This is a genomic window from Streptomyces sp. RK9, assembly GCF_045070545.1.
In the GTDB taxonomy this organism is placed as follows: domain Bacteria; phylum Actinomycetota; class Actinomycetes; order Streptomycetales; family Streptomycetaceae; genus Streptomyces; species Streptomyces alboflavus.
Map to the genome: position 1 here is coordinate 1,054,536 of NZ_CP173703.1, position 14,319 is coordinate 1,068,854.

14 protein-coding genes are annotated in these 14,319 nt (G+C 73.3%); 4 read left to right on the top strand and 10 right to left on the bottom strand.

Annotated features, from left to right (window positions below; genetic code table 11):
* Positions 1 to 7: 7 nt before the first annotated feature.
* Together AB6L24_RS04565 and AB6L24_RS04570 are read right to left on the bottom strand one after the other, a co-directional pair.
* Complete coding sequence (locus tag AB6L24_RS04565; RefSeq protein ID WP_405652358.1) at positions 8 to 1,252, bottom strand: DUF6777 domain-containing protein; 1,245 nt, start codon at positions 1,250 to 1,252, stop codon at positions 8 to 10.
* A 95-nt stretch (positions 1,253 to 1,347) separates the two neighbouring features.
* Positions 1,348 to 2,346 carry a hypothetical protein gene (locus AB6L24_RS04570; protein ID WP_405652360.1) on the bottom strand — a complete coding sequence of 333 codons (999 nt, stop codon included), beginning with the start codon at positions 2,344 to 2,346 and terminating at the stop codon, positions 1,348 to 1,350.
* A gap of 386 nt (positions 2,347 to 2,732) precedes the next feature.
* Here AB6L24_RS04570 and AB6L24_RS04575 point away from each other — a divergent pair, with 386 nt between their 5' ends.
* Positions 2,733 to 3,929 (top strand): S1 family peptidase, encoded by a 1,197-nt coding sequence (locus tag AB6L24_RS04575; RefSeq protein ID WP_405652362.1) that lies wholly within the window; start codon positions 2,733 to 2,735, stop codon positions 3,927 to 3,929.
* An 18-nt stretch (positions 3,930 to 3,947) separates the two neighbouring features.
* On the opposite strand, the gene AB6L24_RS04580 is transcribed toward AB6L24_RS04575, so the two are convergent.
* Together AB6L24_RS04580 and AB6L24_RS04585 are read right to left on the bottom strand one after the other, a co-directional pair.
* On the bottom strand, positions 3,948 to 4,805 hold the full coding sequence (locus AB6L24_RS04580) for an ABC transporter permease (protein ID WP_405652364.1): 858 nt from the start codon (positions 4,803 to 4,805) through the stop codon (positions 3,948 to 3,950).
* Positions 4,802 to 5,713: an ABC transporter ATP-binding protein gene (locus AB6L24_RS04585; RefSeq protein ID WP_405652366.1), complete on the bottom strand. Its 912-nt coding sequence runs from the start codon at positions 5,711 to 5,713 to the stop codon at positions 4,802 to 4,804. Before AB6L24_RS04585 ends, AB6L24_RS04580 begins: the two co-directional genes overlap by 4 nt.
* Before the next feature lie 132 nt (positions 5,714 to 5,845).
* On the opposite strand from AB6L24_RS04585, the gene AB6L24_RS04590 reads away from it, so the two are divergent.
* The 3 genes from AB6L24_RS04590 to AB6L24_RS04600 all read left to right on the top strand — a co-directional run bounded on the left by AB6L24_RS04590 (position 5,846) and on the right by AB6L24_RS04600 (position 9,292).
* Positions 5,846 to 7,087 (top strand): sensor histidine kinase, encoded by a 1,242-nt coding sequence (locus AB6L24_RS04590; protein WP_405652368.1) that lies wholly within the window; start codon positions 5,846 to 5,848, stop codon positions 7,085 to 7,087.
* Positions 7,084 to 7,773, top strand: coding sequence for a response regulator (locus tag AB6L24_RS04595; RefSeq protein WP_405652370.1), 690 nt, complete (start codon positions 7,084 to 7,086; stop codon positions 7,771 to 7,773). The genes AB6L24_RS04590 and AB6L24_RS04595 overlap by 4 nt, the downstream gene beginning before the upstream one ends.
* Positions 7,774 to 7,849: 76 nt before the next feature.
* A complete protein-coding gene (locus AB6L24_RS04600) occupies positions 7,850 to 9,292 on the top strand; it encodes a lipase maturation factor family protein (protein WP_405652372.1) in 1,443 nt (480 codons plus the stop codon).
* A 1-nt stretch (position 9,293) separates the two neighbouring features.
* Here the strand turns inward: AB6L24_RS04600 and AB6L24_RS04605 are convergent, their stop codons facing one another.
* From AB6L24_RS04605 to AB6L24_RS04630, 6 genes are all read right to left on the bottom strand, one after another.
* A complete protein-coding gene (locus AB6L24_RS04605) occupies positions 9,294 to 9,656 on the bottom strand; it encodes a DUF805 domain-containing protein (RefSeq protein ID WP_405652374.1) in 363 nt (120 codons plus the stop codon).
* Positions 9,657 to 9,886: 230 nt separating this feature from the next.
* Complete coding sequence (locus tag AB6L24_RS04610) at positions 9,887 to 10,753, bottom strand: amidohydrolase family protein (protein ID WP_405652376.1); 867 nt, start codon at positions 10,751 to 10,753, stop codon at positions 9,887 to 9,889.
* Complete coding sequence (locus tag AB6L24_RS04615; RefSeq protein WP_030360825.1) at positions 10,750 to 11,064, bottom strand: L-rhamnose mutarotase; 315 nt, start codon at positions 11,062 to 11,064, stop codon at positions 10,750 to 10,752. Before AB6L24_RS04615 ends, AB6L24_RS04610 begins: the two co-directional genes overlap by 4 nt.
* Positions 11,061 to 12,125: an aldo/keto reductase gene (locus tag AB6L24_RS04620; RefSeq protein WP_405652379.1), complete on the bottom strand. Its 1,065-nt coding sequence runs from the start codon at positions 12,123 to 12,125 to the stop codon at positions 11,061 to 11,063. The genes AB6L24_RS04615 and AB6L24_RS04620 overlap by 4 nt, the downstream gene beginning before the upstream one ends.
* Positions 12,122 to 12,877: an SDR family NAD(P)-dependent oxidoreductase gene (locus tag AB6L24_RS04625; protein WP_405652381.1), complete on the bottom strand. Its 756-nt coding sequence runs from the start codon at positions 12,875 to 12,877 to the stop codon at positions 12,122 to 12,124. The genes AB6L24_RS04620 and AB6L24_RS04625 overlap by 4 nt, the downstream gene beginning before the upstream one ends.
* Positions 12,874 to 14,295 (bottom strand): L-fuconate dehydratase, encoded by a 1,422-nt coding sequence (locus AB6L24_RS04630; protein WP_405652384.1) that lies wholly within the window; start codon positions 14,293 to 14,295, stop codon positions 12,874 to 12,876. The genes AB6L24_RS04625 and AB6L24_RS04630 overlap by 4 nt, the downstream gene beginning before the upstream one ends.
* Between the last annotated feature and the right edge of the window lie 24 nt (positions 14,296 to 14,319).

The following is a 14,319-nucleotide window of genomic DNA, read 5'->3' on the forward strand; positions in this document are numbered from 1 at the left end:
CCGCCCGTCAGCGGCCGCGGGCGCCGGCCGGGGGCGTGGGGCAGCCGGGCGGGAGCGGGGTCTGGGGGCCGCCGAAGGGGTCGCCCGTGCCCGGCGTGGGGCAGTCGACGGAGGTGCCGCCCTGGTCGGGGGTGGCGGGGCCGGGGACACGGTCGGACGGGCCTGAGGGATCTGTGGGATCTGTGGGGTCGCCCGGGTCCGTGGCGTCCGACGGGTCGGTGGTGTCAGTGGTGTCAGAGCGGTCGGAGGGGTCCCCCGGGTCCGTGCTGTCCGTGCCGTCCGTGCTGTCGGACGGGTCCTGGAACTCGTCGGGGTCGCGGGTGTCGTCCGGGTCGCCGGAGTCCGAAGGATCCGTGGAGTCGGTGGAGTCGGTGGCGTCCGACGGATCGGTGGAGTCCGAGGGACCGGACGGATCCAAGGGATCCGTGGAGTCCGTGGGCTCCAGGGGCGACGGCTTCGGGGGCGGCACGGGCCGGTCGTCCCTGCAGTGCTCGTCGCCGGTCCGCCGCTCGATCCAGGTGTTGTTGACGATGTTCACGATGACGATCACGGTGACCGGCCGGGGCGCGGGCGTGACCACGACCACCTTGGTGGGCCGGTAGCCCTGCCACTGCTGCCCGCTGTGGGTCGGCGTCTGCCGGAAGGCGACCGGGGGCCGCAGCGGGTTGCCGCAGGCGCAGCGCACCCGGGGCAGGCCGCGGTCGTCGACGAGGACGGCGGTACCGGCCTCAAGGACGGACTGGAAGGCGGTGGCGCGCCCGTCGCGGTAGCCGTGGTTGGTGACGCGGGTGTCCGCGCGCAGCACGACGGGGGTCAGGCCCCTCAGGTAGGCGGGGACGCGGTCCTGTGCGATGCCGACGACCCCGGCGAAGGCCCGGGCCCGCGCGGGCTCGGCGGTCAGGTACTGGACCTGGCGGCCGACGTCGCAGCTGCCGGTGCGCTGGGTGCCGCCGTACAGGCCGGGGGTGCCGCCCGCGAGGGAGCGCACGCCCTGGTCGGCGGGCGAGGAGGAACCGCTGGGGGACGGTTGCGGCGAACGGGTGACGGGAGGCGGTGTCTCGGCGGCCCGTGCGGTGGAGTCCGTGAAGGGGTCGGGGCCCTGGGCGGCCACGGGTTCGAGGAACAGCTCACGACCGCTGTCGGCCTGCTTCTTCTTCTCCTGGCCGCCGCTGTCCGAACCGGAGCATCCCGCCACGGCCAGCGCCGCGGATATCCCGAGGGCCGTGGCCCACGTTCTGGTGGCTGCGCGCACGGGGGGTCTCCCGCCTGTTGCCGGGGCATTTCGTCCCTCATTGTCTGGCGGGCGCGGCGGGGCCCCGCAAACGGAGCCGACCCATCGGACAGGCCCTAGGCCACGCCGTCGTCCGGCCACCGCCAGCTCATGCCGTAGATGCCCTGTCGGCACTGCGCGGCGTACATGTGGGCGGTGCCGGTGGTGTCCACGGCCAGGGGGCGCACCTTGCGCTGCGGTGCGGAGGAGTTCTCCCGGTAGTACGCGTGGCAGAGCGCCGGGTGGCGGTCGTGCGGGAAGTACACGTGCAGGAGGTAGGAGTCCTGGTTGCCGCGTATGCCGCGCTCGTGGAAGCCGGTCGGGCGGTCGTAGGGGGCGGCCCGGATCTCGTAGTCGACGGCCATGGTCTCGCCGAGCGTCAGCGGACGGCCGAAGCCGATCTGGAGCATCACCCCGCCCGACGCGGGATCCTGCCGCAGCGACTCGAGCAGCCCGCAGTGCACGGTCGCCTCGGGCAGACCGCCGTCGGGATCGTCCAGAAAGTGCAGATTCATCATCTGCTCGGGTCCGTCGGCGACGGCGCGGACCAGGTGATTCACGATCAGACGGCGTACGCAGCCGCGCCGGTCCAGGTGCAGGACCTCGCGGGTGTGGAGCACGACGATGTCCCGGTTGAAGTCCGCGAAGGACTCGCCGAGCGCCTGCTCCTGCCAGGACTCCTGGCCGTAGAGCCGGCGGGTCGCGTGCTCGTCGGTGCGGGCGACCCGCCGCCCGCGCGGGCGTTGGGGCGGAAGGAGTGCCGAGAGCCCGCCGGGCGGCAGGTCGAGGATGCTCTCCAGGGCGACCACCGCGCGCAGTGAGTCGGAGCGTTCGGGCCGGGTGCGGTCGCGCTGCCAGTAGCTGAGGGTCGCGGGGGTGAGCCGGATGCCGCGGGCGCTCAGCCGCTCGCAGATGCGGTCCAGGGGGAGCCCGCGCCGACGTACCGCCTCGCGCAGGGCGGCGGCGAACGGAGCGGGGCTTTCCACCGAAAGAGCCGATTCAGTTCCGGTTTCCAGGCCGTTCGGCTTGTTCGAGTTGTTCGAGTTGCTCGGCGACAGCCCGGATGTATCCGTCACGAATTCCGCCTCCCGGCATGACAGATGACGACCCACGGCCCCGCTACCAAACCCCGCCGGGGCCGCGTAAGTCAATATCCGAAGCGCCGCTTCCGCAGCACCTTTCGCCCTCGCCAACCTCTGGACGAGCACTGATCGTTGCGTCGGCGTCGCTCTCCGACACCATCGCTTTCCCCGAGTTCGCGCATTAAGTGTTTACGTCTTTCGCCTTAAGACCCCGTGCCCCGCCATGCCTTGTGTGACCGCCCGGACCGACGGGAGGGTTTCGCCCACGGCCCGGACCGGGAAATCCCGCGTACCGCGCCGATGGCGGTTCGGTGCGCCGAATGACCCCACCCCGGTGCACCGAACTCCCATGATCCCCCACTCAGTTGAAAGGCATTCAGATGGCGCATGCTCGGCATTACCTCCTCGCCGTCGCGGCGGCGGGAGCCCTGGTGGCCACGACCGGTGCCACCGGCGCGCAAGCCGACGCTCCCCCCGCACCGCGCTACGAACCGCGCATGATCGAGGCCCTGGCGGACACCCTCGGCGTGAGCGAGTCCGCCGCCGTGAGACACCTCGACGAACAGGCCGACCAGCAGCGGAGACTGGACGGGCTGCGCAAGGACGGCGTCCGGACGGACGGCGCCTTCTTCGACGCCAAGGGCAACCTGACGGTCAACGTCACGGCCGCCCGCGAGGCGAAGAAGGTGAAGGCCGGCGGCCTGACCGCCCGCATACCCGGCCGCGGCGAGGCCGAACTGGCCCGCATCACCGCCGCCCTCGACACCGCGGCGGCCAAGCGCGTCCCGAGCGGCGTCGCCTCCTGGGAGGCCGACCTGGCCTCCGACACGGTCAAGGTGACCGTGACCGACTCCTCCACCCCGGCCGCGCGCGCCTTCCTGAAGAAGGCCCGCGGGTACGGGGACGCCGTCCGCGTGGTCAAGAGCGACCGCGAGCTCCAGGCGAAGGCGGCCGTCGCCCCGGGCAGCCGGATGAACATCAACAACAATCCCGGTTCGTGGTGTTCGGTCGGATTCGGGGCGAAGAACTCCTCGGGCCGGCAGTACCTCGTCACGGCGGGCCACTGCGTGACCGGCAACCCGGGCCTGTACTTCAACGGCTCCAAGTTCGCCTCCGGCTCGACGACCCGCTTCGCGCTCGGCCGTGACAGCGTGGACATGGGCCTGGCGACGGTCGACTCGGGCTCCTCCATCACGACGTCGGTCGGCACCTGGGGCAACGGCGCCTCGGTCGCGGTGCGCGGCAGCCAGCGCGCGGCGGTCGGCGCGAGCCTCTGCAAGTCCGGCTCGACGACCGGCTGGACCTGCGGCAGGGTCAACGCCTACAACGTCACCGTCACCTACACCGACCGCAACGGCGGCCCGGACACCGTGGTCAGGGGCCTCGGCCGGTCCACCGTGTGCGTCGAGGGCGGCGACAGCGGCGGCGCGTACATCGCGGGCAACCAGGCCCAGGGCATGACCTCGGGCGGCCCGACGAACCAGTCCTGCGGCGGGGTGAACGACGAGGGCTCGTCCTACTTCCAGCCGCTGGACGACACGCTGCGGTACTACGGCCTGACGCTCAACACCAACTGAGGCCGCGCGCGACTCCCCTCACTGGTCCCTCCGGTTCACGCTGAACACGGTGACCGCCACGGCGCCCAGCGCCCACAGCGCGAACACGGTCCAGGCGCCGCCCTCCGACCACGGGTACGCCTCGAAGTGCGCGCCGGGCTCGGTGAGCCGTCGCCACGCCGGGTACGGCAGGGAGTGGGCGATGAGGGCCGACCAGTAGCGGTCGGGGCTGATGACCATGGGCAGCACCAGGAGCGCCGCCACGGTGGCGACCAGGGTGCTGCCCATGTGGCGCAGGAGCGTGCCGAGCGCCATGCCGACCAGCGCGGCGACGGGCGTGAGCAGCGCGGACGCCACGACGACGCGCACGGCGCCGGGATGGCCGATCCCGACCCCGATGTCCCGGCCGGACAGGATCGCCTGCGTCGAGAAGAAGGACACGAGGGCGACGAACGCGCCGAAGGCGGTGGTCACCCCCGCGAGCACGGCGGCCTTGGCCGCCATCACCGCGCGGCGGTCGGGGACGGCCGCGAACGTCGTCCGGATGAGCCCGGTGCCGTACTCCCCCGCCACCGCCGCGGCGCCGATGGCTCCGGCCGCGAGGAGGTGGATCACGACGGCGTTGGACGTGAAGGCCTCGGCGAGGGGAATGCCGTCGCGGATGAACTTGTCCGCGTCGCCCGCGCTCTCGTCCGTCCAGTAGCGGTAGGTGTCGTACGCCTGGCCCACGTTGAAGCCGATCACGGCGAGCGCGGTGACCAGGTACGCCCACGGTGTGGACCGCAGCGACCAGAGCTTCAGCCACTCCGCGGCGAGGAGGTCGCGGAAGCGGGCGGTGGGCTCGCTGGTCATCCCGGCCGCGCCGGGGGCGGTCCCTGAGACAGTTCCTGAGGTCATCGCGCTTCTCCCGCGAGGTAGTCGACGCTGCCGGCGGTGAGTTCCATGAAGGCCTCCTCCAGGGACGCCGAGCGTGGGGCCAGTTCGTGCAGCGGCAGGGCGTGGCGGCAGGCGAGGTCGCCGACGCGGGCCGCGTCCAGGCCGGTGACGGTGAGCAGCGGCCCGTCCCGGTGGACGACGGCGCCCTCGGCGGTCAGAACGTCCGCCAGGTCGGCGGCGCGCGGTGTGCGCACGGTGACGTTCGCCCCGGTGCCCCGGGCCGCGAACCGCGTGAGGCTCTCGGCCGCGATCAGCTCGCCGCGCCCGATGACGACCAGCTCGTCGGCCGTGTTCTCCATCTCCGACATCAGATGGCTGGACACGAAGACGGTGCGGCCCTCGGCGGCCAGGCGCCGGAACAGGCCGCGCACCCACAGCACGCCTTCCGGGTCGAGCCCGTTGAGCGGCTCGTCGAAGAGGAGCACCGGCGGGTCGCCGAGGAGGGCGGCGGCGATGCCGAGGCGCTGCCGCATGCCGAGCGAGAACCCCCCGATGCGGCGCCGTCCCGCCGCCCCGGCGAGCCCGACCTCCGCGAGGACGTCGTCCACCCGGCGGCGCGGGATGCGGTTGCTGCGGGCGAGCACGGCGAGGTGCGCGGCGGCGCTGCGGCCGCCGTGCACGTCGCCCGCGTCCAGCAGCGCGCCCACGTGGCGCAGGCCGCGCGGCCGGTCGCGGAAGGAGCGGCCGCCGACGGTGACGGTGCCGCCCGTCGGCTCGTTCAGGCCGAGGATCATGCGCAGGGTCGTGGACTTGCCGGCGCCGTTCGGCCCGAGGAAGCCCGTGACGGATCCCGGCCGCACCGTGAAGGTGAGGTCCTTGACGGCCGTCGTCGCGCCGTAGCGCTTGGTCAGGTCCTTGACTTCGATCATGCGTCAACGGTGCCGGGGACGGGGCCCGTCCGGCATCGGCCCGCCGCCGACAATCCGGGCCGCCCGGTGTCGACCCTGGTTGTACACCCGTGGGCCGATTCCCGCCGCTGATCACGCGATTACGATGCCGACATGTCCGTGACACCACCGCAGCCCCCGTTCAAGCGCGTGCCGCCGCATACGTGGACGGCGCTGGCCTGGTTGGTGGGGTCGGCGCTGACGTTCCTCTTCCGGTTCCGGTTGCCGGGTGAGGCCCAACCCGCGCAGCAGGGGGTCCTGTTCTTCCGCTGGGACGGCCTGGCGATGCTCGCCCTGGCGACCGCACTGGCCTTCGCGGGCGGCCACCGCCTGCAGCGCAGCCCCCTGTCCGGGCTCTGTCTGATCCTGCTCGCCGCGGCGGGCGCGTCCACGACGCTGAGCGTGGCCGAGATCCCGCTCCTGCAGTTCGTGGCGGCCGACGTCGCGGTGTACGTCATCGCCGCGTCCAGGCCGCGCAGGACCGGCATCGCCGCGCTGTCCCTGGCGCTCGGCACGCTCGCCGGATATCTGCTCACGCGGCTGGCCTTCGGCTGGGTGGCCGGGACATCGGCGGAGCTGACCGTCGCGCTGACGGCCGTGGTCGCCTGGCTCCTCGGCGACGCGGCTCACCAGTCGCGGCGCCACGCCGAGCAACTCCGCGAGCAGGCCGCCGCCCAGGCCGTCACGGCCGAACGGCTCCGCATCGCGCGCGAGTTGCACGACATGGTCGCGCACAGCATCGGCATCATCGCGCTCCAGTCCGGCGCGGCACGCCGCGTCATCGCCACCCAGCCCGAGCGGGCCCGGGGCGCCCTCGGCGAGATCGAGACGGCGAGCCGCGAGACGCTCTCCGGACTGCGCCGCATGCTCGGCGCGCTGCGCACCCCGGAACCGGGCAGGGCCAAGGAGAGCGCCCCGCTCGACCCGGGCCTCGGCCTCGCCGACGTGGACCGGCTCGCGAGGACCACCACGGCCGCGGGCGTCCGCGTCGACGTGCGCTGGCTCGGCGAGCTGCGGCCGGTGCCGCCGGAGATCGACGTGTCGGCGTACCGCATCATCCAGGAGGCCGTCACCAACGTGGTCCGGCACGCGGGCACCCGCTCCTGCCGCGTGACGGTCGACCGCCGCGACGACGAGCTGGCGATCGAGGTCCTCGACGGCGGACCCGGCGGGGAGGCGGCGGCCGACGGCGGGGCGGGGACGGCCGGGGACGCGGCCGGGGACTCCACCGGCTACGGCCTGCTCGGCATGCGCGAGCGGGTCGGCCTGCTGCACGGCGAGTTCAGCGCGCGGCCGCGCCCCGAGGGCGGCTTCCGCGTGGCCGCGCGGCTGCCCGTGCCCGCGGGTGTGCGATGACGGCGCCCGCGGCGCGGGCCGACGCCCCTCGGCCCGTGCGCGTCGTCCTGGCCGACGACCAGCCCCTGGTGCGCACCGCGCTGCAGATGGTCATCACCGAGGCCGACGACCTCGAAGTCGTCGGCGAGGCCGGGAACGGCGCCGAGGCGGTCCGGCTCACCGAGGAACTCGGCCCCGACGTCGTGGTCATGGACATCCGCATGCCCGGCATGGACGGCATCGAGGCCACCCGGCTGATCACACAGGCCACCGACACCACCCGGATCGTCGTCCTGACGACGTTCGACGACGACGATTACGTCTACGGGGCGCTGCGCGCCGGAGCCTCCGGGTTCCTCGTCAAGGACATGGCGCTCGACGAGATCCTCGCCGCCGTCCGGGTCGTCGCGGCCGGGGACGGCCTGATCGCGCCGAGCGTCACCGGCCGCCTGATCAAGGAGTTCGCGGACCGTCCCACGGCCGCGCCGCCGCCCCGGGACGTCGCGGGCATCACGGACCGTGAGCGCGAGGTCCTGACCCTCGTGGGCGGCGGCCTGTCCAACCCGGAGATCGCCGAGCGGCTGCACATCAGCGTCGCCACCGCCAAGACGTATGTGACGCGCCTGCTGTCCAAGCTGGACGCCAGGGACCGGGTGCAGCTCGTGATCATCGCGTACGAGACGGGTCTGGTCGCGCCGCCCCGCTGAACCGGACGGCAGGGCGGCAGCGGCCCGTGGGATCCGCTGAGCGGCGCCCGGCCTCACTCCCCGTCACAATGGAGGGGTGGAGTGGTTCACGGCGGACTCCTACTGGCTGGGCCGTCTGGTGTTCCAGCGGGTCCTGGCCGCGGTCTACCTCGTCGCCTTCCTGGGCGCCGCGCTGCAGTTCCGCGCGCTCATCGGCGAGCGCGGCATGCTGCCCGTGCCCCGGTTCGTGGCGAGGGTGCCGTTCCGCAGGGCCCCGAGCGTCTTCCACTTCCACTACTCGGACCGGTTCTTCGCGCTGTGGGCGTGGGCGGGCTGCGCGGTGGCGGTGGCGCTGCTCGCGGGGGCCGACGGGCTGCTTCCGCTGTGGGGCGCGATGCTGCTGTGGCTGGTGCCGTGGGCGCTGTATCTGTCCATCGTGAACGTGGGGCAGACCTGGTACGGCTTCGGCTGGGAGTCGCTGCTCCTGGAGGTGGGCTTCCTCGCCGTGTTCCTGGCGGGGGACGACGTGGGGCCGCCGGTGCTCGTGCTGTTCCTGCTGCGCTGGGTGCTGTTCCGGGTCGAGTTCGGCGCGGGTCTGATCAAGATGCGCGGCGATCCGTGCTGGCGCAGGCTGACCTGTCTGTACTTCCATCACGAGACGCAGCCGATGCCGGGCCCGCTGAGCTGGTTCTTCCACCGGCTGCCCCGGCCGCTGCACCGCGTGGAGGCGGCCGCCAACCACGTCACCCAACTCGCCGTGCCCTTCCTTCTCTTCACCCCGCAGCCGATCGCGACGGGCGCCGCCCTCCTGATGGCCGCCACCCAGCTGTGGCTGGTCCTGTCCGGCAACTTCTCCTGGCTGAACTGGCTGACGATCGCGCTCGCCCTCAGCGCCGTCGACTTCCGGCGCCTGTTCGGCGACGCGGCGGCCCCGCCCGCGGACCTCGCCTCTCCCCCGCTCTGGTACGAGATCCTGGTCATCGCCGTGACGACGGGGCTCCTCGCCCTGAGCTACCGCCCGGCCCGCAATCTGCTCTCCCGGCGGCAGATCATGAACTGCTCCTTCGACCCGCTGCATCTGGTCAACGCCTACGGCGCGTTCGGCAGCGTCAGCCGGGTGCGGCACGAGGTCGTGATCGAGGGGACGCCGGATGCGGTGCCCCGGCTGGACTCGCCGTGGCGGGAGTACGAGTTCAAGGGCAAGCCCGGCGACGTACGGCGGTGGCCGCGCCCGTTCGCCCCGTACCATCTGCGGCTCGACTGGATGATGTGGTTCGCGGCGCTGTCGCCCGGCTACGCGCAGCCGTGGTTCGGGCCGCTGGTGGATCGGCTGCTCGCCGGGGACCGGGACACGCTGCGGCTGCTGCGCCGCTGCCCCTTCCCCGACCGGCCGCCGCTCCATGTGCGGGCCCGGCTGTACCGCTACCGCTTCACGACGTGGCGTGAGCTGCGCGTGACGGGTGCGTGCTGGGAGCGGACGTACGTACGGGAGTTCCTGCCGCCGACGCGGCTCGACGCGGCCGCGTCGGCGGAGAGGTGAGCTACCAGGCCGGTGCCGCCGCGACTTCCTTCGGGTTCGGCCCGTACTGGTTGGGCGGCGTGCTGTCCTTGGCGAGCATGACGATCAGGATGATCAGGCCGATCAGCGGGATCAGGGCCAGCAGCAGCCACCAGCCCTGGCGGTCCGTGTCGTGCAGGCGGCGGACGCTGACAGCGATGCCGGGCAGGAGCACCGCCACGCTGTAGAGGGCCTCCAGGACCGGTGAGATGCCGAGCACCATGTCGATGCCGAAGAGCGCCAGGCTGATGATGAGGCTGATCAGCGTGAACATCCAGTACTCGGCGCGGCGCGCGCGCCCGTTGAAGACGGCGTACTTCTTGAGTACGTCCACATACCAGTGCATCGCGTCCCCCTGTGTACCCGCGATGGGGCGCGTCCCCCGTGGACCGCGCCAAGGACGCGAACGTACGGCTGGGGGTGGGGGCGGTCAACGGGTCCGGGCGGGTCCGCTTCGCACGGCTGTGGATGACAGGAGTAAGGCGGCCTTCGCCTACGCCCGCGTCGGGTCCGGCCGCACCCTGCCGGAGCGGAGCGCACTCGCGGGCGAACGCACCACCCCCTACGTCAGTTCCCTTAGTCCAGCCCCTGCCCCGGCAGCCCATAGACCCGCCGCGCCGTCCCCGCGAACACCTCCGCCCGCTCTGCGGCACTCAGCTCGGCCGTCAACTCCCCCACCGCGTCGATGACTTCACCGTACGTGGCCGCGAGGCCGGACACCGGCCAGTCCGAGCCGAACATCAGCCGCCCGGGGCCGAACGCGGCCAGGGCGGTGTCCGTGTACGGCCGCAGCCCTGCCACCGTCCAGGACGCCCAGTCCGCCTCGGTCACCAGGCCGGACAGCTTGGCCACGGTGTTCGGCAGGGACGCGAGGGTGCGCAGGGACGACGCCCAGGGTTCGAGGGCGCCGGAGGCGATGGGCGGCTTGCCCAGGTGGTCGAGCACGAACGTGACGTGCGGCAGGCGCGCGGCCGCCTCGGCGCACATCGGCAGCTGCTCGGGGCGCACCACCAGGTCGTACACGAGTCCCGCGTCCGCGACGGCGGCGAGGCCGCGCCGCACGTCCGCGCGCAGCAGCCACTGGGGGTCGGGGTCGGACTGGACCTGGTGGCGGATGCCCACCAGGTGCGCGCCGCCCGGGAGTTCGGCGAGGGCGGCCAGGGTGTCGGCGACGTCGGGGCGGGTCAGGTCGGTCCAGCCGACGACCCCGGCGATCAGGTCGCTGTCCGCCGCGAGGGCCAGGAACTCCGGGGTCTCCTCGGCCACGGTGACGGTCTGCACGAGGACGGTGGCGACGACTCCGGCGGCGCGCGCGTGCGGCGCGAGGTCGTCGGCGGTGAAGGTCCGCCGGATCGGGGCGAGGGCGGGCCCGGTGATCCAGTCCTGGTCGCGCACGTCGAGGTCCCACACGTGGTGGTGGGCGTCGACGACCGGCTGCGTCATGGCAGTTCCCATACGGCGGGCAGGCCCGCGTCCGCGCCGTCACCCGAGTAGTCGTGGACCACGTCGAGCAGCTCCGCCATGCGCGCCTGCCAGGCCACGTTCACGGGCAGTCGCTCCAGCTCGGCGAGGAGGCGGGCGTAGTCGTCGCACTCCAGGACGTGGAAGAGGTCGGTGCCGCTGCGCCAGATCGTCCAGGACGTGGCGCCCGCCGCGCGGATGGCGGCGGTCAGCTCGGCGGGGACCTCGCGGTGCGCGGCCTCGTAGGCCTCGATCCGGTCGGCGCGGACCTTGGTGTGCAGGGCGACTCTCATGGTGCGGCGACCTCTCCGGGAAGGCCCTCTCCGGGCACGGGCACCTCGGGCGGGAGGAGGCCCTTCGCCCGGGCCTCCTTCCAGAACTCCGGTGGCACGTCGGCCGCGAACTTCTCGGCGGTGTCTGCCACTTGGCCCGGCGCGTGGATGCCGACGAGGACGCTCGCCACCGCCGGGTGGCCGAAGGGGAAGGCGAGCGCGGCGGCCCGCAGGGTGGTGCCGTGGCGGGCGGCGAGCGACTGCAACGAGCGGGCCCGGTCCAGGAGTTCGCCGGGCGCCTCGGTGTAGTCGAAGCGCGCGCCCTCCTTCGGGTCGGCGAGGAGCCCGGAGTTGAAGACGCCGCCGATGACGACCGAGGCACCGCGCGCGCTCGCGGCCGGCAGCAGTTCGGCGAGTGCCTGGTGGTCGAGCAGGGTGTAGCGGCCCGCGCACAGGACGGCGTCGACGTCGGTGTCGCGGACGAAGCGGGTCAGCATCTCGGCCTGGTTCATGCCCGCGCCGATGGCGCCCACGACGCCTTCGGCGCGCAGCCGTTCCAGGGCCGGGTAGCCCTCGCGGAAGGCCTCATCGCCGTGCTCGTCCGGGTCGTGCAGGTAGACGATGTCGACGCGGTCGATGCCGAGGCGTTCCAGGCTGGACTCGATGGAGCGGCGCACGCCGTCCGCGCTGAAGTCCCACCGCCGCCGGTGCGCGGCGGGCACGGCGAAGCCGCCGTCGGCCAGGTCGTCGCCGCTCACCGCGCCGGTGACCGGCTCCAGGATCCGCCCCACCTTCGTGGAGATCGTGTACGCGTCCCGGGGGCGCCCGCGCAGGGCCGCACCCAGCCTGCGTTCGGACAGGCCGAGGCCGTAGTGCGGGGCGGTGTCGAAGTAGCGCAGGCCGGCGTCCCAGGCGGAGCCGATCGCGCAGGCCGCGTCGTCGTCGCTGACGGGCGAGTAGAGGTTGCCGATGCCCGCACCGCCGAACGACAGCGCGCTGACCTTGACGCCACTGCGGCCGAGGGTCCGCTCCCCCGGGCCGCCGCTCCCCTCGGCCCCGGCGGCCGCGCGTATGCCGCTCACCGGGCGACCGGCCGCAGCCGCAGGCCCTGCATGCCGCCGTCGACGGCGAGCGCGGTGCCGGTGGTCGCGCCCGACAGGGGGCTCGCCAGGTAGGCGATGGCTCCGGCGACCTCGTCGGCGCCGACCAGGCGCCCGGTGGGCTGGCGGGCCGCGAGGGCGGCGCGCTCGGCCGCCGGGTCGGGGGCGGCGTCCAGGAGGCGGCCGACCCACGGGGTGTCCACGGTGCCGGGATTGACGCAGTTCACGCGCACTCCTTCGCGTACGTGGTCGGCGGCCATGGCGAGCGTGAGCGAGAGTACGGCGCCCTTGGACGCCGAGTACAGGGCGCGCTGCGGCAGGCCCGCGGTCGCGGCGATGGAGCAGGTGTTGACGATCGCGGCGTGCGCGGACGCCCTCAGGTGCGGCAGGGCGGCGCGGGTGGTGCGGACGATGCCGAGCACGTTGACGTCGAGGACGGTGTGCCACTGCGCGTCGTCGTTGTCCTCGACGGTGCCCTGGGCGCCGATGCCCGCGTTGTTGACCAGGACGTCGAGGCCGCCGAGGTCGGCGACGGCCACCGCGACGGCGGACCGCACCGCCGTGTCGTCGGTGACGTCGGCCGCGTATCCGCGCAGCGGTTCCTCCACGCCGTCCGGGTCGAGGTCGAGCACCGCCACCTGGGCGCCCCGGGCGGCGAGGAGTTCCGCCGCGGCCCGGCCGATGCCGGACGCGCCGCCGGTGACCAGAGCCCTGAGGCCGGTGAAGTCCGTCATGCCGCTGCCCCCTTCTGTGCCGTCTTCTTCTTGGCCGTCTTCTTCGCCGGCTGCGCCGCCGGTGCCGCGGTCGCCGTGGTGCCCGCGACCTCGGCCTGGCGCGCGAGGTCGGCGGCCCAGAACGCCCCACCGGGGTAGGTGAACTCCGCCAGGGACTCGGGGTGCATGGTCGCCGAGAAGCCGGGCGCGGTGGGCGCGGTGTAGTGGCCGTCGCGGATCACGACGGGGTCCACGAAGTGTTCGTGGAGGTGGTCGACGTACTCGATGACGCGGTTCTCCGTAGTGCCGGACAGCGCGACGAAGTCGAACATCGACAGGTGCTGGACCAGCTCGCACAGGCCCACGCCACCCGCGTGCGGGCACACCGGCACCCCGAAGCGGGCGGCGAGCAGCAGGATCGCGAGGTTCTCGTTGACGCCGCCGACGCGGGCCGCGTCGAGCTGGAGCACGTCGATGGCGCCCGCCTGGAGGAGCTGTTTGAACACGATGCGGTTCTGCACGTGTTCGCCGGTGGCCACCTTCACCGGGGCGACGGCCTTGCGGATCGCGGCGTGCGCGAGGACGTCGTCGGGGCTGGTCGGCTCCTCCACCCAGTACGGGTCGAACTCGGCGAGGGCGCGGGTCCAGCGCACGGCCTCGTCGAGGTCCCAGCGCTGGTTGGCGTCGATGGCCATGCGGATGTCGGGGCCGATGGCCGCGCGGGCGGTGCGGCAGCGGCGGATGTCGTCGTCGAGGTCCGCGCCGACCTTCAGCTTGATCTGGGTGAAGCCGTCGGCGACGGCCTCGCGGGCGAGCCGGGTAAGCTTCTCGTCGCTGTAGCCGAGCCAGCCCGGCGAGGTGGTGTAGCCGGGGAAGCCGCGGACGCGCAGTGTGGCCTCGCGGGCGTCGGCGCCGGTGCGGCCCGCCCTGAGCAGGGCGAGGGCCTGCTCGGGGGTGAGCGCGTCGGCGATGTAGCGGAAGTCGACCTGGGAGACCAGCCACTCGGGGTCCGCGTTCGCGAGGAGCTTCCACAGCGGGGTGCGGGCGCGCTTGGCGGCCAGGTCCCAGACGGCGTTGACGACGGCGCCGACCGCCATGTGCATCACGCCCTTCTCGGGTCCGAGCCAGCGCAACTGGCTGTCGCCGATCAGGTCGCGGTTGAGGGTGCCCGGGTCCCCGCAGAGCTCGTCGACGGACCGGCCGACGACGTGGTGGCGCAGGGCGTCGATCGCGGCGACCTGCACGTCGTTGCCGCGCCCGATGGTGAAGGTGAAGCCGTGTCCTTCGAGTCCGTCCTCGGCGTCGGTGCGCAGCACCACATAGGCGGCCGAGTAGTCCGGGTCCGGGTTCATCGCGTCGGACCCGTCCAGTTCCCGGGATGTCGGGAAGCGGATGTCGTAGGTGTCGACCGCCGTGACGCGGCCGGGAGTTGGGGACACAGGAGGCCTTTCCGGAAAGGAACG

What these genes read in the sequence shown, in the direction of transcription:
- AB6L24_RS04575 (WP_405652362.1), top strand. Translation starts at nt 2,733, where the DNA reads ATGGCGCATGCTCGGCATTACCTCCTCGCCGTCGCGGCGGCGGGAGCC.
- AB6L24_RS04580 (WP_405652364.1), bottom strand. Translation starts at nt 4,805, where the DNA reads ATGACCTCAGGAACTGTCTCAGGGACCGCCCCCGGCGCGGCCGGGATG.
- AB6L24_RS04585 (WP_405652366.1), bottom strand. Translation starts at nt 5,713, where the DNA reads ATGATCGAAGTCAAGGACCTGACCAAGCGCTACGGCGCGACGACGGCC.
- AB6L24_RS04590 (WP_405652368.1), top strand. Translation starts at nt 5,846, where the DNA reads ATGTCCGTGACACCACCGCAGCCCCCGTTCAAGCGCGTGCCGCCGCAT.
- AB6L24_RS04595 (WP_405652370.1), top strand. Translation starts at nt 7,084, where the DNA reads ATGACGGCGCCCGCGGCGCGGGCCGACGCCCCTCGGCCCGTGCGCGTC.
- AB6L24_RS04605 (WP_405652374.1), bottom strand. Translation starts at nt 9,656, where the DNA reads ATGCACTGGTATGTGGACGTACTCAAGAAGTACGCCGTCTTCAACGGG.
- AB6L24_RS04610 (WP_405652376.1), bottom strand. Translation starts at nt 10,753, where the DNA reads ATGACGCAGCCGGTCGTCGACGCCCACCACCACGTGTGGGACCTCGAC.
- AB6L24_RS04615 (WP_030360825.1), bottom strand. Translation starts at nt 11,064, where the DNA reads ATGAGAGTCGCCCTGCACACCAAGGTCCGCGCCGACCGGATCGAGGCC.
- AB6L24_RS04625 (WP_405652381.1), bottom strand. Translation starts at nt 12,877, where the DNA reads ATGACGGACTTCACCGGCCTCAGGGCTCTGGTCACCGGCGGCGCGTCC.